A 23344-nucleotide genomic window follows, 5' to 3' on the forward strand; every position below is an offset into this window, starting at 1 on the left:
CTTAATTATTGTTAATTGTGATTTGCTTAATCTAAAATCGCTGCAATTCCAGGTAACGTTTTTCCTTCCAGCATTTCGAGCATTGCCCCGCCACCAGTAGAAACATAGCTCATTTTATCTTCCAAACCGAACTGTTTTACTGCTGAAACCGAATCGCCGCCGCCAACAAGTGAAAAAGCGCCTTTTTCTGTGGCTTCTGCGATAAAATTCCCCAATTCGATGGTTCCGTTGGCAAATTTCTCCATTTCGAAAACGCCCAAAGGCCCGTTCCAGAGAATTGTTTTGGATTCTAAAATCACTTTTTTGAAGTTTTCTAAAGATTTCGGGCCAGCATCTAAACCTTGCCAACCATCTGGAATTTTGGTAACGTCAACAATCTGCGTTTCGGCATCATTTGAAAAAGCATTTGCGGCAACTACGTCGACCGGAATGTGGATTTGTACATTTTTTTCTTTCGCCAGACGCAGAATTTCCAAAGCCAATTCCTGTTTGTCGTCTTCACAAATTGAATCGCCAATTTTTCCGCCTTGCGCCTTCACGAACGTAAAAGTCATTCCGCCGCCAATAATCATATGGTCGACTTTGTCTAAAATATTTTCAATTACGGTAATTTTTGAAGATACTTTTGAGCCACCTAAAACTGCTGTAACTGGTTTTTGTGAATTTCTCAAAACTTTATCAAGGCTTTCAATTTCTTTGGCTAATAAAATCCCGAAACATTTCTCATTCGGGAAAAACTGGGCAATGATCGTAGTGGATGCGTGTGCGCGGTGCGCGGTTCCGAAAGCGTCGTTCACATAAATGTCACCCAATGAAGCGAGTTCTTTAGCAAAATCGACATCACCAGCTTCTTCTTCGGTATAAAAACGAAGGTTTTCTAGTAACAGGATTTCTCCAGGTTTTAAATTTTCTGCGGCTGATTTTGCGACTTCGCCGCGGCAATCTTCAGCAAATTTTACTTCTTTTCCAAGAAGTTCAGAAGCTTTTTTAACGATATGTTTGAGGGAATATTTGTCTTCTTTTCCTTTTGGCCTTCCAAGGTGTGACATCAAGATCACGCTTCCGCCATCGGCAAGGATTTTATCAATGGTTGGCTTTGCAGCTTCAATTCTGGTGGCATCCGTAACCTTAAAATTTTCGTCAAGCGGCACATTAAAATCAACACGGATTAATGCTTTTTTATTTTTAAAATTGAAGTCCTGAAGCGTTTTCATAAATAATTGAATTTGGATTTAATCTGCAAATATACGGATTTTCGCGAACCTTGAAAATCCTGGCTTTTTCGGGTTCGTATCGAAGAAATTGTATCTTTATCGTGCTTAAATTCAACCTGATGAAACATTCTTTCCTTTACGACACCGATGCGCTGATTATCGTTTCGGCTTTATTTGTACTGATGTTTGCAGCGATTAAAACCGGATATAAAATCAGTTCCGGACGTTCGAAACCAGATTCCGACCATTCCGGGATTTTGTCGTCCTTGCTGGGTTTGCTGGCATTGTTGCTGGCTTTTACTTTCGGAATGTCGGGTTCGAGATACGATTCCCGGAAAGCCAGCCTGGTTCAGGAATCGAATGATATCGGAACAGCGATTTTGCGTGCCAACGTGTATCCGGATAGTATAGCGAACTTTTACAAAAAAGATTTTAATAATTATCTAAACGCACGGATAGCCTATTTTGAATCTGGCCGCGATGAAGAAAAAATTTCCGCATCACAGAAAAAAACTGCCGCAGTTTCAGCGATTTTGTGGAAACGCACGACCGATTTGGCGCATCAAAAAGACAACCTTCTGCCGTCAAATATGATGATTCCGGCTTTGAACAGCATGTTTGACAGCGCCACAACTGTCAATGCGGCTTATGCTTCATCGGTTCCTGAATCGATCGTGTATTTGCTGTTGATCTTTTCGATTGTCATTTCGTTTTACATCGGCTACAGCTCAGGATTCAAAAAAACGCTTGAGCCTTATTTTACTTTCGGATTTTGCTTTCTCACCTGCGTTGTGATTTACATAACGTTGGATCTTGACCGTCCGAGGCGTGGCATTATCAACCTTCAGAACGAAATTGTTTTGTTGCGCGACCTCCAAACAAATTTCAATTGACGCTTTTTAGACCGCAGCTTTTTCAGTTATCTTTGCGCCATGCAGTTTTCAAAAATTCTCGGACAGGATTACATTAAAAATCATCTGGTAAAAAGCGCGTCTTCGGGTCGGATTCCGCATGCGCAGCTGTTTATCGGACCTGAAGGCAGCGGCACTTTACCGATGGCGATCGCTTATGCACAGTATATTTTATGCAATAATGTTGGAGTTGAAAATTCGGGCGGAAACGAAGCCTGCAATTTAAAATTCGAATCAATTTCGCATCCCGATCTGCATTTTATTTATCCGACAGTGACGACCGACAGCGTCAAAACCAAACCCAAGAGCACCGATTTCCTTAAAGACTGGCGCGAATTTTTAGCTGAAAATCCGTACGGAAGTTTATTCGATTGGTATCGGATATTAGGTGTTCAGAACAAACAAGGCGAAATCAGGGTTGAAGATGCGCAGGATATTTTGAAATCATTGGCACTCAAATCCTACGAAGGCGGTTATAAAATCATGATCATCTGGATGGCCGATAAAATGAACATCGCGTCGTCGAATAAATTGCTCAAACTGCTCGAAGAACCTTCGGATAAAACACTTTTCATCCTGATTTCCGAAAACGAAGAAGACATCATCCAAACGATCCGTTCGCGCTGCCAGGTGTTACATTTCAACGGATTGTCTGAAAAAACAATCGCCGATGCGTTGGCCGAAAGGCAAAATATCGAACCGCGAATGGCGGCAAAACTCGCACATCAGGCGCAGGGAAATTTTAACAAAGCGCTGCAGTTGCTGCACGAAGATTCTGAGGATGTGGTTTTTGAAAAATGGTTTGTCGACTGGGTTCGTGGTGCTTTTAGAGCCAAAGGAAATGCGGCGGCAATCAACGATTTAATTCAGTGGAGTGAGCAAATCGCCGGACTTGGGCGTGAAACCCAGAAAAAATTCCTTCAATTCTGTATTGAAATGTTCCGCCAGGCACTGCTATTGAATTATCAGGCGACAAGTTTGGTTTATATGGAACCGAAAATCGAAAAATTCAAGCTTGAGAATTTCGCGCCGTTCGTTAACGGAAACAATATAAATGATATCTTTCGGGAACTTTCCGATGCGATGTACCACATTGAGCGCAACGGAAATGCGAAAATTATACTGACCGATTTGTCGATCAAACTGACCCGTTTAATCCATAAAAAATAGCTTATGTTTAATGTCGCTTCGATTCTTGTTTTGGTGTTGCTGGCCGTTACTTTCATACAATCCGGCTATGATAAAGTCATGGACTGGAAAGGAAATATTGCATTCCTGAAAGACCATTTTAAGAATACTTCGCTCAAAAAACACATTCCGCTGGCTTTAATGCACGTTTTGGTTTTCGAATTGATTTCGGGGATTTTATGTATCGTTGGCTGCATTCAACTGATGATCAACAACGATAGAACCGTTGGCCTTTACGGTGGAATTTTTTCTTGTATTACTTTGATCATGCTACTGTTCGGACAGCGATTGGCGAAAGATTATGATGGCGCGAGAACCATTGTAATTTATTTTATTCCGGCTGTTATGGCGGTTTACTGGTTGAGTTAAAAAAAATTGAACTACTAAGAGTATTAAGTTCATTAAGCGCGGTTTGTCTGAAAAATTCCTTTTTGACTTTAGATTTCCAAAAATCAAAAATTTAGATCAAAGAAATTTAGAAATGCTAAGCATTAATGACCTTAATGGTTTAAAGAAAATCAATCCGCAAACTTCACGTTTAGACTCGCTTTAAACAATTTGAGTTCGTCCCAAGTAAATTTATCGCCATATTGCTCTTTCAGCGGATTCAGTGATTCTTCTTTGTAACCTTTGAAAATTTCGGCGAGTTTTTCGATTCGGTCTTCTGGTAAAACATTTGAAATGTCGACGGTTCCGGTTTCGATGAGTTTGGCCAAATGGTTGCTGATCGTTTGCTTGGTGAGCTTTCTAATTCCGGCGATTTCCGCGATTGTATTTTTCTGGATCCACAATTCGTAGGTTTCCTGGACGGTCGATTTTTTAGGCTCTTTCGTTTTTTTCTTTTTCGAATAGCGATCAGCATCGGCTTCATCTTCAATCAAAGTGACGTTCAGGTTTTTAAATTCTTCGCGGATGTTTTCAGATTTTCTGGATTTATAGTATTTGATCGCATCCGAAATTAAATTTTCCTTACAGATTTCCTTGCCTTCCACGACGGTTTCAATCAGCAACTTGGCTTTCATCAAACGCATGACCGCGCGGGTTTGCAATTCTTCAAGCGCTAATAATTCGTCATAAAAAGATTTGACTTTTTTGATGCGCTTGACTTCTTCGATTTTCCAGAGGATTTCATACAAAATGTTATCCATGGGCTTCAGGAAATAATTGTACGCGGCTTCGATTCGTTCAAAAATGAATTCAAAATCGACGTTTTCTTCCCTAAATAACGAATTGAGCTGCGAACTAAATTTCCGTGCAGGTTCTAAAAGCGTCCAGATCGTTTGCTCCTGATTTTTCGCCCACACATAATACTTGGATTTTTCGGAACGTTCGGCTTCCTGCTTGTAACTGAATTGATGGTTGCGCCACTCCTGCGCGAGTTCGTTCCATTCGAAACTGCCTTTCAGATAGTTGTGGATAAAATTTTGCGTTTCCAATCTTAGCGAATCTTCTAAAATCTGATCGTTGGCTTTATTTTCAGCATAATCCATCACATCCTGATCGTTCTCAATGCCGTTCATACGCAGCGGAGAAAGCAAAATCAAGCCGTTTAAAGAGCGCAAGCGCGACAGGGCTACGTAAGCTTGGCCGGGCTGAAAAACCTGCGAAACATCGAGCGCCGCTTTGTCAAATGTCAATCCCTGGCTTTTGTGAACCGTAATTGCCCAGGCGAGTTTGATCGGATAATGGACAAAAGTACCAAGAACTTCCTCTGAAATCTCCTTGGTATTCGGATCAACGAAATACCGAATATTTTGCCATTCATATTTTTCGACCTCGATCGTTTTGTTTTCTTCGGGAAAGTGAACCAAAATTTCCTGCTCTGAAAGCGATTTGATCACGCCCATTTTTCCGTTGAAATAATTTTTTTCAAGTGACGGATCATTTTTGACGAACATCACCTGAGCGCCGATTTTTAGCTGCAGATTTTCATCCACAGGATAAATTTTATCTGGAAATTCGCCCACAATTTCGGGTTTGTATTGCACCAATTTGCCGCTTAACTCTTCAATTGCTTTTGCGTTGATTTGGTCGGCCTTGGAATTGTGCGTCGTAAGGGTAATAAATCCGGGATTGTTTTTGAGGTCAAAATCCGGTTTTACAAACTGGTTCAGCGTTTGAATGTCTTCATTCGTAATCTGATTGTTTCGAAGATTGTTCAGCACCGAAATAAAAGTGTCGTCGGTTTGCCTGTAAATCTTCGACAATTCGATATACAACGGCGGATTTTGCTGGATCACATGCGAATTAAAGAAGAATTTTCCTTTGTAGTAATTCCGCAATGTGCGCCATTCTTCATCTTTGACAACCGGCGGCAGCTGCAATAAATCACCTATAAATAAAACCTGGACACCACCAAAAGGCTGGCGTATTTTCCTGACGCTTTGCATCATATAATCGATCGCGTCGAGCAAATCGGCACGCAGCATGCTGACTTCGTCAATGATCAGCAATTCCATATTCTGGATCACCGCTTTTTTGAGTCCGCTCATGCGGAAATGGCGTCGCAGCGTTGTTGGGCTTTCGAATTTGACGTTGCCTGAAAAGTGCGCGTCTGCATTTTTATCGGGAATAAATCCGGCGAACGGCAGTTGAAACATTGAATGGATTGTGACGCCGCCGGCATTTAATGCGGCAATTCCTGTTGGCGCAACAACGACGGTATTTTTGTGCGTCGTGCGGATAATTTCGCGCAATAGCGTGGTTTTTCCGGTTCCGGCTTTTCCGGTAAGAAAAATCGATCGTTGTGTTTGATTGATAAATCGCAGTGTGTAGGCTGCGGCGTCAGAAATTTGTTCCATGGCGTATAAATTAAACGCTAAAAATATTGAATTTTCTTGTACAATCTTAATTTGCAAATAACTGTTTGTAAGAGATTGGCAAAAAAAATGCCTTCATCAGCATCCGATGAAGGCATTTTTAAAAACTTTTAAAATCTTATTTTTTGCTTTCTAAAGCTTCGATTTCTTTTTTGGCATCGGCTTTTACATCCGTTTTATCGTCAGTTTTTGGAGCCGATTTGTATTTATCGTTTAACAGTTTCACGATGTCTTTTGTGATGTCATATTTGTCTTCAGCGTATAAAATAGAAACCGCTTCGCCAGTTCCGTAGATGTAAGCGTAGCCTTCTTTTTTACCGTATTCTTTGATGTATTTTTTTACGCCTTTTACCAAAGTATCCATTTCTGCACCGCTTTCCTGCTGCAATTGCTGGATCATCGCTTGTTGTGCGTAACTTAATTGCTGCTCTCGTTTTTGAAGTTCAGCACCTTTTTGCTGTGCCCATGCCTGCCCGTTTGCCTGTGCATTTTTCTGAAAATTTGCAGCTTCCGATTTGAAACGGTTTACTTCAGCTTCGAGTTCGCGTCCCATTTCATCCGATTTAGCCTTGTATTTTGCTTCAATGTCTTTGGCTTCGGTGTATTCTTCAAGCAATTTTGAAGTGTCAACATAAGCCGTTTTTACTTCTTTAACATCTGTTTGTTTGTTACAAGAAACAATTGAAATGGCTAGTGCAACAATTAAAAGTGATTTTTTCATTATGTGAATTTCTACGTTGTTTTTTTATTTGTGTCCAAAAGTATTAAAATTTTAAAGAATAGCGATTGTTTCGGTAAAACTTATAAAATCTTTGGGATTTGTCTGATATCAGGGTAATTTATGGGGTTTTAAAATTGGATTGTTTTATCTTATCAGATTTGAGTCGAAATAAAGGGTTTTAAAGGGCTTTCGAAAATCACCAATGTTATCCGCCATTTGTCTTTAAAACAGCGATTCAAGCGAATTTATGTCGGTTTTTGTGTTTTTTAGGATGTAAATGTGTGAAGAATACTCCTTGCTTCTATTTCCCTTTGCATTTGACTTCAATCCGGTGATAAAAGCTTTAAAATAATTCATGGTTCCGGTTTTATATTTTTCTGACAAAAGCGATACATAAAAGGAGTCGAATTTCATTGGGATGATTTTAATTAAATCCAGTTCTTCTTTTTGGAAAAGTAATTTTATGGCTGTTTTCGAAAAGTGATACAAATGCCTTGGCACATCATAAGCTGCCCAGAATTCTCCATAATGTTGTGCATCATACGACTTGAAATTGGGAACTGCAATAAAAATTGTTCCATTTGGTTTTAAAAGCCTTTTCAGTTCACTTATTTGTGCTTCAACATTAGATACATGCTCCAGAACATGCCACATTGTAATGACATCTAAAGAATAATTGGGAAGTTTTTCAGTGCGATCTGTAAAAGATACGCCTTTTGACATTGCGATATTCCTTGCTTTATCGCTTGGTTCATATCCAACGGTTGCCCAGCCATTTTCTTTTGCTGCGAGTAAAAAATCCCCTGTTCCTGCACCAATATCTAAAAGTCTGCCTTTTCCTATTTGCTGAAAATTGATCATGCAGACTTTCTTTTTCAAAGCAATATTTTTTACAATATGATAAGCTTTTTCAAATAATGATCTTTTGCCATCGGTGTGTGAAATATAGTCGTCACTTTCGTAATATCTTGATAGATTTTCAGGGTCAGGTTTTGGATGCGTCATTAACAGATCCAATGTTTTATTATGATACAATTCGAAAGTTTCCTTTGAAACTGAATAATCTTTTACTTTTAAATAGAATTCTTTATCGTGCATATCCATTTCGTAAAAATTCGTCTTTTAAATTTTTGAGGTAATTTACGGCAATATTCTGAAGCAATGATCCTTCTGCAAGACAATCTTCATTGTAGGAACTGATCATAGAAATGGCAATAAATTTTCTTTGATCTCCTGATTTTGCATTTTCGGGAGTTACATTCATTGGCGCATAATTGGTGCTCACAAAATATTTTTCAAACTCGTTGTAATCGTAGATAATGATTTTGAATTTTTGTCCATCAGTCTTTATCCAAAATTCTTTTTCGAAAAGATTGTTGGTTTGAAATTTCATCGAAAGGTATTGTTCTATCGGAACATTCTTCATGTTGTTTTCAAAAATGAAAGCCGTCAGGTTGTTTCCTCCGATGTTTTCTTTGCCGTTTGGCACCAAAACATAATCGGGAACTTGAATGCTTTGTTTGGCTCCCGCACAACTACTCAAAACAAAAAAAAGAAACAACATTCCTGTTATTCCTTTAATGGCGGGCTTTCGCATGTTTAGTTTCACGTGGAACATTATCTACCCATATATATTAACAATACCGAAACGTCGCTTGGAGAAACTCCACTGATTCTTGAGGCCTGAGAAATCGTTACCGGACGAATCGCACTTAGCTTCTGCTTTGCTTCTATAGACATGGATTTAATTTTCTCGTAATCGAAAAATTCAGGGATTTTAACGTCTTCCAAACGGGTAAGCTTATCCGCATTGTTGCGTTCTTTTTCGATGTAACCCGAATATTTAACCTGTATTTCGGCTTGTTCTAAAATTTCCTGATCCAAATCATTTTCATCCGCGTAGGTTTTCACTTTGTCGAACTTCAACATGTCGTGCAAATCAATTTGCGGACGCGAAAAAACTTTAAACATTTTATCTGATTGCGAAATAGAAGCCGTTTCTTTTGCTTCTAAAACCGGATTGGCTTCAGCCATCGTGACGCTCGTTTCTTTAAAAAAATTGACCATCTTTTCAGATTCATTAAACTTGTGTTCCATTCGGCGCAAGCGTTTTTCTGAGGCCAATCCTATCGCATGCGACATTGGCGTTAACCGAAAATCGGCATTGTCCTGGCGCAGTAATGTTCTGTATTCGGCTCTGGAAGTAAACATTCGATAGGGTTCTTCCGTTCCTTTTGTAATTAAATCGTCGATCAAAACCCCTATATATGCTTCATCCCTTTTCAAGATCAATGGTGCTTTTTCCTGAACTTTTAATGAGGCGTTGATTCCTGCCATCAATCCTTGAGAAGCTGCTTCTTCATAACCTGTGGTTCCGTTGATTTGTCCGGCAAAATACAAACCTTCCACAAGTTTGGTTTCTAATGTATGCTTCAGTTGTGTTGGAGGAAAATAATCGTATTCTATGGCATAACCTGGTCTGAAAAATTTGACATTTTCAAAACCCACAACCGAACGAAGCGCTTTAAATTGCACATCTTCCGGCAATGATGTCGAAAATCCGTTTACGTAAACCTCAACCGTGTTCCAGCCTTCAGGCTCGACAAACAATTGGTGCCTTTCTTTATCTGCAAAACGATTGATTTTATCTTCGATAGATGGGCAATATCTTGGTCCGATGCTTTTAATTCGTCCATTAAACATGGGTGAACGATCAAATCCTTCACGCAAAATATCATGCACTTCAAGCGAAGTATAGGTCATGTGACAGGATTTTTGATGCACTAATGGCGATGTAATATCTGAATAGGAAAATTTATCAGGCTTTTCATCGCCTTTCTCTTCATTCATTTTTGAATAATCTAACGAGCGTCCGTCTACACGCGGAGGCGTTCCAGTTTTCATTCTGCCCGATTCGAATCCGGCACTGACTAAATCTTCCGTAATTCCGTATGCAGCACTCTCACCTGCCCTGCCGCCGCCAAATTGCTTTTCGCCAATATGGATCAATCCGTTAAGAAAAGTTCCATTGGTTAGCACCACTGATTTGGATCGGATTTCCACACCTAGCGACGTTTTGATTCCTTTTACTTTTCCGTTTTCGATAATCAGCCCTTTAACCATTTCCTGATAGAAATCAAGATTTGGTGTGCGTTCCAGCATTAGCCTCCATTCTTCTGCGAATCGCATGCGGTCGCTTTGTACTCTTGGAGACCACATTGCCGGGCCTTTTGATTTGTTCAGCATCTTGAACTGAATCGCTGTTTTATCTGAAACGATTCCGGAATATCCGCCAAGCGCATCAATCTCGCGAACAATCTGCCCTTTCGCAATTCCGCCCATCGCAGGATTGCAGGACATTTGTGCAATGTTCTGAAGGCTCATTGTCACCAATAAGGTTTTCGAACCCATATTTGCCGCAGCAGCTGCGGCTTCAGAGCCCGCATGGCCTGCGCCAACAACAATTACATCATATTCTTCCTGAAACATATTCTTCTATCTTATTTGTCATTAGCATTTAAACGCTATTGTTCCACGTGAAACAATAGCATTTTTTCTTCTTCTTTTTGACGCATCAATCTCTCGTCAGCTTCGGATTTGTCTTTGTAACCGCAGTAATGCAGCACTCCGTGAACCAGTACTCTTTTCAATTCTTCGTCGAACGAAACGCCAAAATCAGCAGCGTTTTCCGCCACACGCTCAATTGAAATGAAAATATCGCCGTGTAATTCGTTTCCTACAGAATAATCAAAGCTTATAATGTCGGTTAAAGTGTCATGATCGAGATATTGCTGGTTGATTTCTAGCAAATATCCGTCGTCACAAAAGATATAATTGATATCGCCTTGTGACTTTTTTTCCGAAACAATCACATTGGACAACCAATCCACATAAGCTTCTTCATCTGAAATCTCAAACTCTGTTTCGTAATTGAAATTAATCATTGCCTTTAAAGTATTGCTGAACCTTCTGGTTAAAATTGGAGCGCAAAGGTAAGCTTTGTCTGTTTAAAATCTCTATGCTGTTTAAATAATCTTGTAGCGAGGCAGGAAGCGCATTGCTTTGGTTGTTAAACTGCTGTTTACTGGTTTCGGCCTGACGTTTCTTTTCCTCGCCTTGCTGTTGTACCGCTTTGTCGAGTTTTAGCAATTCATATTTAAGATTCAATGCTTTTTGCAAGGTTTCATTGTTAAACCCTTTGTTGAGCAATTGCTTTTCGATTTGCTTCATTTGGTCTAATGCATTTTGCCCATTTCCGCCAAGGCCTTTCTTGTTCAATTCGTTTTGTAAAGCTTCTCGCAATTGGCGTTGCTCTTTGTAGATTTCCATGATGGCACGTGCATCGCCTTCACCATCACTGCCGTTTTCTCCACCTTCTGACTGCCCGCTTCCAGAATCGCTTTTGCCGTCTTTTCCAGATTTCCCGTCTTTACCCTGGCCGGGTTTTCCATCGGATCCAGGCTTATTTCCGTCTCCGGGTTTCTTGCCTTCACCAGGCTTTTTCCCTTCACCGGGTTTGTCACCAGGTTTATCTCCAGATTCCATTCCGTCTTTCATTTTTTGGCTCAAGCCTTCCTGTTTTTTAATGATGTCCGGAAGTTGCATTCCGGCGCCTTGCCCCTGTCCGGGTTTGGGTTTTCCTTGACCGCTTCCGGATAACGACATTTGCATCCCGTTTAAAATATCGCTGAGGAAATCGGCAAGTTTATTTGCTGAGGAAATCGTGTATTGCTGGTGTGAAAGTCCTTTCGGGATTTGCGCCTCTACCAAACTTTCAAGCGATTTGTCTATGTTGTAATGCACGTTTCCAATCTCTTTCGTAACATCTTCTGCAATTTTTGGATTTCGTAATGACATTGCAAACAAACTGTCGTCTACATGTTTAAATTGCAGTTTTAAATCCTGCTGGAGCTTTAAGTTTTTGTTGAATGACGGCGATCCGCGCTTGAGGTTTTTAAATTGTCCCATTAAATCTTCCTGTGAAAATGAAAAAGCAAGTAAATTATCGAGGATCTGGCGCAACATTTTTACATCTTCTTCGAGTTGTTCCATTTCGCCTGACTGCATGCTTTCAGCCATTTTCTGACTCATTTCCTTCATCTTCTTAGCCGCACTTTTTTGCTTTGGCTTGGCCGATGTTTTTTTGTCTTTCTGCAATTCTTCAGACGCTTTTTTCAAATCTTCATCAATACTTTTTTCTTTCTCGGCATCGTTTGGAATTTCGACCGGCGTTTTTAAATCCTGATTTTCTTTTTTCAGGTCTTTTAACTCTTCCTGGATTTTGTCGAATTCTTTATTGATTTCATCCTGTTTATCGGTTTTGTTTTCCTTTTCATTTTCTGATAACTTGTCCTGTTTTTCAGAAAGCTTGTCTAATTTATCTGCCAATTGTTCGGCTTTCTTTTCAACGTAATATTTTTTCGTAAGCTCTACAAGCTGCTCTAAATTCTTGACTTGGTTTTTACTGTTTTGTTTGAATTTATCGAGTTTTTCCAACAACTCTTCGTTCTTGATTTTATCGTTCAGTTCTTTTAGTTCATCCAATAATTTCTGGTTTTTCTCTAAATCTTTTTCGGCATTTTCGAGGCGTTTTTGCAGCTCTTCTTTGAGTTCGTCTTTTTTATCGGCTTTAAATTTGTCTAAGTTTTCCTCCATTTTTTTGGAAAACTCTTTCATCATTTCGTCCTGCTGTTTCTGACGTTTGATAAATTCATTGACTTTTTGCTGGTCTTTAAATTCGAGGTTGTCTTTTTCCTTTCCGGTTTTCTGGAGCTTGTCAATTTCAGACAATTGCTTATCCTGATTTTTCAACGATTTTTCAAGGCTGTTGATGTTTTGATTCTGCTGCTGCAAAACCACGTCTTCTTTTTGTTCATCTGTCAAAATCGTATTCGAGAAAACCGATGATTTGGTGCTCTTAAAATTATGGATCGCATCGTTGTCGAAAACCTCAAAATAATACTCATACGAAACGCCCTGCTCTACAGGCAAAGTTCCTGGGAATGCAAAAACAAACTGGTCGAAAACTTCTTTCTTCACCGAGATCGTTCCACGTTTGGCTAATTCAGGCTTGTCTTTCGGATAATAAACAATTTGCAGTTTTGACAATCCATAATCATCTGAAATCTGTCCCAAAACATAATTTTTCTGCACTTTCAAAGTATCTGGCGCGTTGTTGACATTGATCGTTGGATATTGGTCTTTGATGACTGAGATCTGATAATTCAGTTTTTCATAATTCCGCACTTTAGAATTTGATGTAAGAATTTGATATTCTGTGTTTTGTGAAATATTCTTAGTCAGTGAAAAAGCATTCTCCGATTTTGAAAACGGATAATTGCTTTTCAAATCCGTCCAATCTACATTTTGCGTTGCTTGTGTATTCATTTTCCACGTCACGCGCGTACCTTCTGGAACAATGGCGTTTCCGGTTCCTTTTACGATTTCGGATTTTTTGTTCAGATAAGACGGAAAGTTCAGCACCATTTCAAAATTCGCTATCGACGGAACGGCCACAACGGCCAACTCATATTCCTTCGACGAAATGTCATTGGCTTCAAGCCTGAATGCCACATTTGAAAGCGGCTTTGCAATCTTAAACTGGAATTCTCCTGGCTTTTCAGATTCCATAAAATAACTTTCGTCGCCAATTAAAATCATTGCGTTTTCAGGAATGATTTTTCCTTCGGTTTTGATACGTACGATAAAATCTCTATTTTGTTCGGTTTGTAGGTTTTGATTCAACACCACAAATTTAAATGGCGCCGGAGGCAGGAATTGTTCTTTAAAATTTACGACTCTATTGAAACTCTGCGAGATCATTCCGCTGTTTCCTGACAGATAGAAAAAAGCAAAAAACAAGATCGGAATAATAGCCAATGGCAGGAATTTGCTGTTCTTTTTAAAGTTGATCGCGTTTCCAAACGGAATTGGCTGCAGTGTATTTGCCTTTTGTTCGATCGAAGCCAATAACAATTCCGATTGATTATTCTCATTCGACAATTGCAGGAAATTCGTAAGCTTGTCGCTGACTTCTGTAAAATGGTTTCCGATGATATTCGACGCTTCTTTGTAATCGATTCCTTTCTGTAATTTGAACAATTTAAAAATAGGAAACAGGATAAACCGAAACAACAAGAACACTTCCACTCCAACAAATGCCCAGAATAAAAACGTTCGTGCCGTTGGTTTCAACCATAAAAAATATTCAACGAAAAGCGTGAACAACAAATAAATCAACCCAAGCCCGACGAAAAAAATCGTTCCGCGCAGCAATTCATTCGTATAATATTTCCTGATAAAAGCCTCTAACTTCCCGTAAATTACATTCGAAGTATCCAAATTCAATCGTTGTTTTTTAATAACCGATAAAAGTAGTAATTTATATGAATAAGAAAAGGTTAAAGTTTGACGCCTAATTTCAGGCCAAAATCGGACTTCGTTTTCCTATCTTTGCACCAAAATTTTACAAAAATGTCTAAGCAAGTTCGCGTGCGTTTTGCACCAAGTCCGACTGGTCCGTTACATATTGGCGGCGTTCGTACCGCATTGTTCAATTATTTGTTTGCCAAAAAACACGGCGGCGTTTTCTATTTAAGGATTGAAGATACCGATCAAAACCGATTTGTTCCCGGCGCTGAACAATACATTTTTGAAGCTTTGGAATGGCTGGGAATTGCGCCATCTGAAACCGTTGGAAAAAACGAAAAATTCGGGCCGTATAAGCAAAGCGAAAGAAAGGATTTGTATAAAGATTATGCAAACCAGCTAATCAATTCAGGCTGGGCGTATTATGCATTTGACACTGCAGAAAGTCTTGACAATTTGCGTAAATCTTCTGAAGCAGAAGGAAAAACATTTATTTATAACCATTCGGTTCGTGATGTTTTGGATAATTCTTTGACGAATTCGGCTGAAAAAACAGCTGAAAGAATCGCTACTGGTGAAGATTACGTCATTCGTTTTAAAACGCCTGTTGGTGAAACTTTGCATTTGAATGACATCATTCGTGGCGACATTAAATTTGAAACGAATTTACTAGACGATAAAGTATTGTTCAAAAGCGACGGCATGCCAACGTATCATTTGGCCAATATTGTTGACGATCATTTGATGGAAACTTCACACGTGATCCGCGGTGAAGAATGGTTGCCATCGATGCCATTGCACGTTTTATTATACCGCGCTTTCAATTGGGAAGCACCGGAATTCGCGCATTTGCCATTGATCTTAAAACCGGTCGGAAACGGAAAATTATCAAAACGCGACGGCGATAAATTGGGATTTCCGGTATTTCCATTAGAATGGAAAACTGAAGAAGGCGTTTCGTCCGGTTACAGAGAAAACGGATTTTTCCCAGAAGCGGTGATCAATTTTTTAGCGCTTTTAGGCTGGAATGACGGCACTGACAAAGAATTATTTTCATTGGATGAACTGGCCGAATCTTTCGACCTTGACCGCGTCCATAAATCCGGAGCCAAATTCGATCCAGAGAAAAACAAATGGTTTAACCACCAATATTTGATTGCGCAAAGCGACGAATCATTGGCGAAAGCCTTTGCTCCTGTTTTAACTGAAAAAAGAATTTCAATCGAAAATGAAAAGCTTGTAAAAATTGTAGCTTCAATTAAAGAACGTGCGAATTTTGTTTCGGATTTCTGGGAACTCAGCGATTACTTTTTTGTTGCGCCTACGTCTTATGATGAAAAAGCGGCTAAAAACTGGAAAGAGGAAACGCCGGGCTTGATGAACCAACTCATTTCCGTTCTGGAAAACATTTCTGATTTTACTTCTGCAAACATCGAAACGGTTGTAAAAGACTGGATGACAACAAATGAAATCGGAATGGGCAAAGTCATGCAGCCGCTGCGTTTGAGCCTTGTTGGTGCTTTAAAAGGCCCGCATTTGTTTGATATTCTTGAATTAATCGGAAAAGAAGAAACGATCAAACGGATTCACAAAGCAATCCAAACCTTATAAAAAAAGCTCCCGATTTGGGAGCTTTTTTGTTATCGGCAATTTATAAAAACTGGAATATCGAGAAAAGTCATGATCATTCGGTTGTTTGTATCGGATGAATTGCTTTCAAACAACTTTGCTTTTTCCAATAGCTTCGGGCAATCGGGGAAATGCGTTTGGATCAAAGGGTTCACTCCTGCCCTTTCTTGAATACTTTTATCAGAGTTGTTGGCACTGAAAGAAGTACTTGCCAGCAGATTTGAATCTGCATCTAAAACGACCAATTCGTAAAAATCCAAAACCGATTCAAATCCGCCGCGGCTGATGACTTTGGATATTTTTATTGTGGCTAATGTTTTGCCTTTGTCTTCTGCCAAAACGTAATATGATTTGGATTTTTTGTTGATTGTAAATGATTTGAATCGGTAATCTCCAAAATTTGCAATGTTTAAATCTGTAAATTTCAGCTTTTGCTCTTTAACAACATTGGGCAGTTTGTAATAGATTTTTTTGCCATTAGCATCTACGTGAATGGAATTTTCGACAGGATTTATTTTGGTTCCGTTTTTCATTTCGATGGCATTTTGTGCAGATGCATTGATCGAAATAAGGCCGATTAATAGTAGTAATTTCCTCATCAGGTTTGGGTTCAATAATTTATAATTCGGGACTTGGTTTATTTTTCGTAATTTACGATAATTTTAAATTCAAACCTTATGAGCATTGGCCTGATTATTTTTTTAGTCTTCGGATTGTTTATTTTTCTGTCTTCCTTTTTTACGGTCAAGCAGCAAACTGCTGTCATTATTGAGCGTTTCGGAAAATACCACAGCGTCCGGAATTCTGGATTGCAATTGAAAATACCGCTGATCGATCGGGTCGCCGGACGTGTCAATCTTAAAATTCAGCAATTGGACGTTATTATCGAAACCAAAACCAAAGACAATGTATTTGTCAAAATGAAAGTTTCGGTACAGTTTAAAGTCATCCAGGACAAAGTGTATGATGCTTTTTACAAGCTCGAATATCCGCATGACCAGATTACGGCTTATGTTTTTGATGTTGTTCGTGCCGAAGTACCAAAACTCAAACTCGATGATGTTTTTGAACGCAAAGATGACATTGCAATCGCTGTCAAACGCGAATTGAACGAAGCCATGACGACTTACGGTTATGACATTATCAATACTTTGGTTACTGATATTGATCCGGATGTTCAGGTGAAAAACGCAATGAACCGCATCAATGCTGCCGATCGTGAAAAAACCGTTGCAGAATTTGAAGCCGAATCTTCAAGGATCAGAATCGTTGCAAAAGCAAAGGCTGAAGCCGAAAGCAAGCGTTTACAAGGACAGGGAATCGCCGATCAAAGACGCGAAATTGCGCGCGGTTTGGTTGAAAGTGTGGAAGTTTTGAATAATGTTGGAATCAATTCCCAGGAAGCTTCGGCATTGATTGTCGTGACGCAGCATTACGATACACTACAAGCAATCGGTGCTGATGCGAATTCAAATCTGATCTTGTTGCCAAATTCTCCGCAAGCCGGAAGCGACATGCTAAATAATATGGTCGCCTCATTCAGCGCTTCAAACCAGGTTGGCGAAATGATGAAAAAGAACAATAAAAAACTAAAGCCAAAAGAAGAATCTCGTTTCCGTGAAGATTATCCGGATCCTGAAAACCCAGATATTACGGTATAAAAAAAGAGGCTTGATTGCCTCTTTTTGTTATCTGAACCATTAAGGAATTAAGAAAATTAAGGTTTTGTGCGCTTAATGAATCTTAATCCCTTAATGGTTTTATTTAAAAACTTATTTTTTAAATATCTTATTCAATAAGAAATTGATCGCCATTCCTTTGATTGGGCCGGAAAGATTTCCTAAAAAACCAAGCGCCGCTTTGGGAACGCCACCCATTAAATTTCCGGGCGACAGGCTTTCTTTGGTGTCCTGAACGCTTTGTGTCATGCGTTCATAATGAATTTCCTTTTCGAGTTTCAGAATTTCGAGGTCGCGGTCAATATCAGCGTAAGAAGCATATTTTTTTGCCATAATCAGTCGTTAAAAAAGAATTCTGAAAATTTCTCTAATATCGGGCCTTCGACGATTTTGTCTTTGATCGAATAAATCAACAGGCTGATAATCAGGTAAACTCCTCCGATGATTAAAAATCCATAAGCGAAATTATTGAGTGCATACCCGATAGCCAAAGCCGCTGCAACTGAAAAAAACAATACAACCATCAACAGCATCATGCTTAAAAGAAAAATCTTGAGCAGCATTGTAGTAGATTTCATTGCGACTTTAAAAAACCACAATTTGTAATATGCTACATTGCTGTCAAGATAATCTTTCGCGTGCTGCTGGAGCTCGCTGGTGTTTTCTTTTATTTTTTCGAATGCCATTCTTATTTTTTATAAGAAGCTGCCGTTCTTTTCAATTCGTCGAGCTTTTTCTCCAGAGTCGAAATGATGTCATCAGCATTGTCGTCTACTTTTGAAATCAGGCTGTCGAATGAAGATTCGAGGTCTACTTTTGATTTTGCAAATTTTGATTTGAGCTGGTCTGACAAATGTTCGAATTTGTCTTTAAGTTCGTCTTTTTTATCGTCGAAAGAGTTTTTGATTTTTCCACGGGTTTTATCTCCTTTGTCTGGAGCAAATAAAATTCCGGCTGCAGCTCCAAGAGCCACTCCGGCCAAAACGGCTACTAATGTATTTGATGAATTGTTATCAGACATGATTTTTGTTTTTATGATTATTATTTTAAAGATAGCCCGTTTATCAACAGTATGCTGTTAACAACCCGTTAAAGTCTTTTATTTTTCAAGTAAACCACAAATAAAGGCGATTGTTTTACGATTTTTGCACAAACCACGCATTGATGTCTCGAAAGTATTATTTTGGCTTAAAAACGATGTATGGAGGCCGGTTTTGGTAAATTAAAATGATGGAAAAACAGATTTCGATAGAAAATATAAATAATAAAAAAAGCCTCTTAAAAAGAAGCTTTTATATATAAGGTTGATTTGTGATTTTAAAGTTCCGAAAGTAATTTTAAAACCTTTTCATCTTTTTCATAATTTTTTAAATCGGACAATTGTGTTTGAAATTCTTTTAAATTTTCAGGATCTGATTTTAAATTTTGAATTGCTTCAGATCGTACGAAAGGCGATTCGCTTTTTAAAGACATTGTATATAATTTTTGTAAAGTCTCTTTATCAAAATCAGAAGCTTTGACTTTAGAGAAACTTAGGATAAAATTTTTATACAACAACGCGTTTTTATCATTTTTGCTGACTTTCGTAAATTCGTTTTTCAGCAAACTGTAATTGTTGATTCCAGATAAAGCCGTTTTGAAATTTGCTGTAGAAACATTGCGTTTTTCTTCATCAAATTTGAAAAAACTTCCAATTTCACGTTCGATTTTTTCGAGCGCTTTTTTATCCGAATTTCCTTGCTCCGCCCAATCGTCTTTGAGTCCGACCGTTTTGTTGAACACCAATTTTTCTGATGTCGAATCTTTATCCACAGTAAAATAACCCAATCTTTGAAACTGGAATTTATCTTCGTTTTTGGCTTCTTTCAAGCTTGGTTCCACAAATCCGGTCACTACTTTCAAAGAATCCGGGTTAACGAATTCCAAAAAGTCTTTTTCTTTATGGGAATCTGGCGCTTCATCGGTAAACAAACGGTCATACAAACGCACTTCAGCCGAAATTGCATGCGCAATCGAAACCCAGTGTAATGTTCCGGAAACCTTGCGCTGGCTGGCTTCGGTGCCGCTTCCGCTTAAACTTTGGGTATCATAAGTTGCGTGGATTTCAGTAATATTTCCGTCGGCATCTTTGATCACATTTTCGCCTTTGATAATGTACGCATTTTTCAAGCGCACTTCTTTTCCAAGGCTCAAACGGAAGAATTTCGACGGCGCATCTTCCATAAAATCTTCTCTTTCGATATAAATTTCACGTGAAAACGGCACTTTCCTGAATCCGGCGCTTTCATCTTCCGGGTTGTTTTCGGCGTCAAGCCATTCTTCTTTTTCTTGCGGATAATTTGTAATGACCAGCTTTACCGGATCTAAAACCGCCATGACTCTTGGAGCAGTTTTGTTCAGATCTTCACGGATGTAAAACTCCAAAAGCGACACATCGATCAAATTGTCGCGCTTTGCAATCCCGATTCCGTTGGCAAAATTCCGCAATGCCGCAGCGGTATATCCGCGTCTGCGAAGCCCTGAAATCGTTGACATTCGTGGATCATCCCAACCGTTTACGTGGTTTTCACTTACCAATTGCGCCAATTTTCTTTTACTGACAACGGTGTGCGATAAATTTCGCCTGGCAAATTCGCGTTGCTTCGGGCGTACTTTATTTTCATCGTAAATCTGATCTAAAAACCAGTCGTACAATTCGCGGTGCGGCAAAAATTCGAGCGTACAAAACGAATGCGAGATCTGTTCGATATAATCGCTTTCACCATGCGCCCAGTCGTACATTGGATAAATGCACCAATCGTTTCCGGTTCTGTGGTGGTGTCTTTTTAAAATCCTGTAAATGATTGGGTCGCGCATCAACATATTGGTCGATTTCATGTCGATCTTTGCGCGTAAAATATGGGTTCCTTCCTCGAATTCGCCGTTTTTCATGCGTTCGAATAGGTCTAAATTTTCTTCAACAGAACGGTTTCTGTACGGACTGTCGGTTCCCGGCGTGGAAGGTGTTCCTTTTTGCGCTGCCATTTCTTCCGAAGACTGGCTGTCTACATACGCTTTTCCTTTTTTGATGAACTCGATCGTCCAGTTATACAATTGCTGGAAATAGTCAGAAGCATAACGTTCTTCGGCCCATTGATACCCCAGCCATTGCACATCGCGTTTGATCGCATCTACGAATTCCTGCTCTTCTTTTGCGGGATTCGTGTCGTCGAAACGAAGGTTTACAGGCGCGTTATAATCAAGGCCAAGACCAAAATTGAGCGCGATTGAACTTGCATGCCCAATGTGTAAATAACCATTTGGTTCCGGCGGAAAACGAAAACGTAATTTGTCAGACGACAAACCGTTTTTCAGGTCTTCCTCGATGATTTGCTCAATAAAATTGAGTGATTTTTCTTCTGTTGACATAGTTCCATTTGTAAAGCGCCAAAGGTATTTAAAAAAGTGCAAAGATTTTAGTGGATGAATTGCGGATTTTGGGTTAATTTTGATTGACAATTTGGTAGATTAAATACCGAATTGGATTTAAATTGAACCATTAAGGGACATTAAGTTCATTAAGCTGGATTCTTAATGAACTTAATGTCCCTTAATGTCCTTAATGGTTAATTATAGTTATCCTTTTCAGAAAAAAAATTCTAATTTTGAGTAGAAAAAATACAATTATATGGGCACAATCAAGCTTAAAAATATCAGGACATTTTCGTATCACGGCTGTTTAATTGAGGAAAGTAAAATAGGTTCGGATTATCGTGTGGATTTGGATATTAAAACTGATTTGAGAAAATCTGCAGTTTCAGACCATCTTTCAGATACGGTTGATTATGTACTATTGAACCGGATTGTGACTGAAGAAATGGCCATCCGTTCTAATTTACTCGAACATGTCGCACATCGAATCATTGCAAGAATATTTTCTGAAATTGCGGCTGTTTCCCGAATTACTTTGGCAGTTTCTAAATTAAATCCGCCGATTGGTGGTGATGTTGAATCCGTTACGATTGAAATGGAAGAATACAGGACTTAGCATTTAAGACTCGATATTTTGGATTTTAGATTCGAAAGAAGATTTTCAAAAAGTTTTAAACTTTAATCTTTTGAACTTTAAAGTTTTTATTTACATTTGCCGTCCAATCAATAATTGGCGTCGTGGCCGAGTGGCTAGGCTGGGCTCTGCAAAAGCTCCTACTGCGGTTCGAATCCGCACGATGCCTCAGGAAAAGAGATACGAAAGTGTCTCTTTTTTTTTTGCTTAATATTTTTCTTTCCACTAATGTCATTTCGACGAATGAGAAATCTATGCCATTATTACTGAGATTTGTCTTTCGTCGAAATGACAAAATAGTAGCATTATTTCTTATGCTCGAGCTTGTCAAAAGCCTTGTCCATGATTTGTCTTTCCTTTGGAAACCAGCCTTGGGACAATAAGAATATTCCCGAAACGATCAAGATTACGCTAATAATCCTTTTGATGAAATTGATGTTTGTTGGATTTAATTTATTTCTTAATTGCTTGGCCAATAGTATTTTAAAAATATCGGTAATAAAATAACTCAGAATCACGGTTGTAAAAAATACAAACATACGGGTTGGATTCAATTCCAGTTTTGGCCCGATCGTAATTAAGATCGCAAGCCAGAATCCGAGTACGCCAATGTTGATGAAATTTAGGAAAAAACCTTTGATGAACAATGAAAAATAATTCGTTTGTGCCAATTCAACCGGATCTTCCGGATCGATGCTTTTCTTGGATTTTTTATTTTTTACGAATGAAATAATGCCATAAGTAAGCATTACCAAACCTCCAAAGATGAACAATGCGGGATCGTCTTTAATACTTTGAATTAACCTGTAACTGCTGAAATAAGCGATCAGAATGAAAATGATATCAGCCAAAACCACGCCAAGATCAAAAACTACAGCCGCCCGAAATCCTTTTACTACACTGGTTTCCAGCAGCACAAAAAAAACCGGGCCAATCATAAAACTTAAGAAAAAGCCCAGTGGAATTCCCGTTAAAATATCTTCAATCATTGACTATTCCTATATCTGTTCACACAAATATAATTCAAAAATTACAATCTGATAATTTTGAACCAACTATTCTGGCATTTGTTCAATAGTTCCTCCGAGCGTGGTTTTTTGGTTTACCTGCGCCGGTTTTCCATAAATCGTTACATTCCCACCTGCTTTTACTTTGGCATCGACCAATTCTGAAGCGTTGATTTTTGCTTTTCCACCCGCACTTACGCTGACTGTCGTTTGTGAAGTTTTGAGGTTTTTTGCTTCTACAATTCCGCCAGCGCCAATAGTAATTTCCTGGTTTACAGATGTTCCTGAAAGCGTTAAAGTACCACCGGTATACGCTTTTTCAGAAATTTTCTGGAGCTCTACATTCACTTTCACTTCAGCACCTTCTTTTGCTGAAACTTCGAGTGCGCTTTGCTTAAAAACGGCGTCGCTTCCCACATAAGAACCTTCTGAAGCATCAATGGTTTCGATTCTTTTAAAGTATAAAACCGCGTTGATCTCTTCACCGTCGAGTAGTTTTTTAAATGGCATTCTTATTTTGAGTTCGCCATTTTTATTTACGACTTCTACTTCGCTTCCTCTGGATCCAGATATTTCGATCCGGTTTTCGTTTGATGGAACCAATTCGACTGAAATCCGGTCAAAAACCCGCACTTTGTCAAAATCGCCAACATTCTTTTTAACCTGCGCAAATGACAATTGTGCAATTAAAATTGTTAAAATTAAAATCTTTTTCATCTTCTTTTTCGTTTAAAATTTAATAGGAATTTAAACCATTAAGGAA

General features: G+C 39.0%; 21 protein-coding genes and 1 tRNA gene. 7 read left to right on the top strand and 15 right to left on the bottom strand.

Annotated features, from left to right (window positions below):
- Positions 1-26: 26 nt before the first annotated feature.
- The gene (locus tag BLS32_RS03410; RefSeq protein WP_091391878.1) at positions 27-1214 is read right to left on the bottom strand and encodes a phosphoglycerate kinase; all 1188 of its coding nucleotides are present in this window, start codon (positions 1212-1214) and stop codon (positions 27-29) included.
- 119 nt (positions 1215-1333) lie between these two features.
- On the opposite strand from BLS32_RS03410, the gene BLS32_RS03415 reads away from it, so the two are divergent.
- Genes BLS32_RS03415 through BLS32_RS03425 form a run of 3 tightly spaced genes read left to right on the top strand, consistent with a single transcriptional unit; the run spans position 1334 to position 3682 of the window.
- A complete protein-coding gene (locus BLS32_RS03415) occupies positions 1334-2107 on the top strand; it encodes a hypothetical protein (protein ID WP_091391880.1) in 774 nt (257 codons plus the stop codon).
- Between the two features lie 39 nt (positions 2108-2146).
- Entirely contained in the window at positions 2147-3295 is a 1149-nt protein-coding gene (locus BLS32_RS03420; protein ID WP_091391882.1) for a DNA polymerase III subunit, read from the top strand.
- Positions 3296-3298: 3 nt separating this feature from the next.
- Complete coding sequence (locus BLS32_RS03425; RefSeq protein ID WP_091391884.1) at positions 3299-3682, top strand: DoxX family membrane protein; 384 nt, start codon at positions 3299-3301, stop codon at positions 3680-3682.
- 149 nt (positions 3683-3831) lie between these two features.
- On the opposite strand, the gene BLS32_RS03430 is transcribed toward BLS32_RS03425, so the two are convergent.
- From BLS32_RS03430 to BLS32_RS03460, 7 genes are all read right to left on the bottom strand, one after another.
- Positions 3832-6114, bottom strand: a complete 2283-nt coding sequence (locus BLS32_RS03430) for a helix-turn-helix domain-containing protein (RefSeq protein WP_091391886.1) — start codon at positions 6112-6114, stop codon at positions 3832-3834.
- Positions 6115-6250: 136 nt separating this feature from the next.
- On the bottom strand, positions 6251-6853 hold the full coding sequence (locus BLS32_RS03435) for an OmpH/Skp family outer membrane protein (RefSeq protein WP_091391887.1): 603 nt from the start codon (positions 6851-6853) through the stop codon (positions 6251-6253).
- 222 nt (positions 6854-7075) lie between these two features.
- Positions 7076-7957 (bottom strand): class I SAM-dependent methyltransferase, encoded by an 882-nt coding sequence (locus BLS32_RS03440; RefSeq protein WP_091391889.1) that lies wholly within the window; start codon positions 7955-7957, stop codon positions 7076-7078.
- Positions 7941-8450, bottom strand: coding sequence for a hypothetical protein (locus BLS32_RS03445; RefSeq protein WP_139171683.1), 510 nt, complete (start codon positions 8448-8450; stop codon positions 7941-7943). Before BLS32_RS03445 ends, BLS32_RS03440 begins: the two co-directional genes overlap by 17 nt.
- 20 nt (positions 8451-8470) lie before the next feature.
- Positions 8471-10342 carry a tRNA uridine-5-carboxymethylaminomethyl(34) synthesis enzyme MnmG gene (gene mnmG / locus BLS32_RS03450; RefSeq protein ID WP_091391893.1) on the bottom strand — a complete coding sequence of 624 codons (1872 nt, stop codon included), beginning with the start codon at positions 10340-10342 and terminating at the stop codon, positions 8471-8473.
- A gap of 35 nt (positions 10343-10377) precedes the next feature.
- Entirely contained in the window at positions 10378-10797 is a 420-nt protein-coding gene (gene ybeY, locus BLS32_RS03455; protein WP_091391894.1) for an rRNA maturation RNase YbeY, read from the bottom strand.
- Positions 10790-14194 (bottom strand): collagen-like domain-containing protein, encoded by a 3405-nt coding sequence (locus BLS32_RS03460; RefSeq protein ID WP_091392415.1) that lies wholly within the window; start codon positions 14192-14194, stop codon positions 10790-10792. Before BLS32_RS03460 ends, ybeY begins: the two co-directional genes overlap by 8 nt.
- A 132-nt stretch (positions 14195-14326) precedes the next feature.
- Here BLS32_RS03460 and gltX point away from each other — a divergent pair, with 132 nt between their 5' ends.
- Entirely contained in the window at positions 14327-15832 is a 1506-nt protein-coding gene (gene gltX / locus BLS32_RS03465) for a glutamate--tRNA ligase (RefSeq protein ID WP_091391896.1), read from the top strand.
- A gap of 29 nt (positions 15833-15861) precedes the next feature.
- Here gltX and BLS32_RS03470 read toward each other — a convergent pair whose 3' ends face one another.
- Complete coding sequence (locus BLS32_RS03470; RefSeq protein ID WP_091391898.1) at positions 15862-16449, bottom strand: hypothetical protein; 588 nt, start codon at positions 16447-16449, stop codon at positions 15862-15864.
- A 78-nt stretch (positions 16450-16527) separates the two neighbouring features.
- Between BLS32_RS03470 and BLS32_RS03475 the strand changes: the two genes are divergently transcribed.
- Positions 16528-17511, top strand: coding sequence for an SPFH domain-containing protein (locus BLS32_RS03475; protein ID WP_091391899.1), 984 nt, complete (start codon positions 16528-16530; stop codon positions 17509-17511).
- Positions 17512-17622: 111 nt separating this feature from the next.
- Here the strand turns inward: BLS32_RS03475 and BLS32_RS03480 are convergent, their stop codons facing one another.
- The 4 genes from BLS32_RS03480 to BLS32_RS03495 all read right to left on the bottom strand — a co-directional run bounded on the left by BLS32_RS03480 (position 17623) and on the right by BLS32_RS03495 (position 20937).
- Positions 17623-17862: a DUF6327 family protein gene (locus BLS32_RS03480; RefSeq protein ID WP_091391901.1), complete on the bottom strand. Its 240-nt coding sequence runs from the start codon at positions 17860-17862 to the stop codon at positions 17623-17625.
- 2 nt (positions 17863-17864) lie between these two features.
- Positions 17865-18215 (bottom strand): competence protein, encoded by a 351-nt coding sequence (locus tag BLS32_RS03485; RefSeq protein WP_091391902.1) that lies wholly within the window; start codon positions 18213-18215, stop codon positions 17865-17867.
- A gap of 2 nt (positions 18216-18217) precedes the next feature.
- Positions 18218-18550 (bottom strand): YtxH domain-containing protein, encoded by a 333-nt coding sequence (locus tag BLS32_RS03490; RefSeq protein WP_091391904.1) that lies wholly within the window; start codon positions 18548-18550, stop codon positions 18218-18220.
- Between the two features lie 296 nt (positions 18551-18846).
- Positions 18847-20937 (bottom strand): glutamine--tRNA ligase/YqeY domain fusion protein, encoded by a 2091-nt coding sequence (locus BLS32_RS03495; protein WP_091391905.1) that lies wholly within the window; start codon positions 20935-20937, stop codon positions 18847-18849.
- 259 nt (positions 20938-21196) lie between these two features.
- On the opposite strand from BLS32_RS03495, the gene folB reads away from it, so the two are divergent.
- Both folB and BLS32_RS18405 read left to right on the top strand, forming a co-directional pair.
- Positions 21197-21556 (top strand): dihydroneopterin aldolase, encoded by a 360-nt coding sequence (gene folB / locus BLS32_RS03500; RefSeq protein ID WP_091391907.1) that lies wholly within the window; start codon positions 21197-21199, stop codon positions 21554-21556.
- A gap of 116 nt (positions 21557-21672) precedes the next feature.
- A tRNA-Cys gene (locus BLS32_RS18405) sits at positions 21673-21743 on the top strand.
- Positions 21744-21879: 136 nt separating this feature from the next.
- Here BLS32_RS18405 and BLS32_RS03505 read toward each other — a convergent pair.
- On the bottom strand, positions 21880-22563 hold the full coding sequence (locus BLS32_RS03505) for a LysE family translocator (protein WP_091391909.1): 684 nt from the start codon (positions 22561-22563) through the stop codon (positions 21880-21882).
- A gap of 66 nt (positions 22564-22629) precedes the next feature.
- A complete protein-coding gene (locus BLS32_RS03510) occupies positions 22630-23298 on the bottom strand; it encodes a head GIN domain-containing protein (RefSeq protein ID WP_091391911.1) in 669 nt (222 codons plus the stop codon).
- Positions 23299-23344 lie beyond the last annotated feature (46 nt).

The organism is Flavobacterium noncentrifugens, assembly GCF_900100375.1.
Lineage (GTDB): Bacteria > Bacteroidota > Bacteroidia > Flavobacteriales > Flavobacteriaceae > Flavobacterium > Flavobacterium noncentrifugens.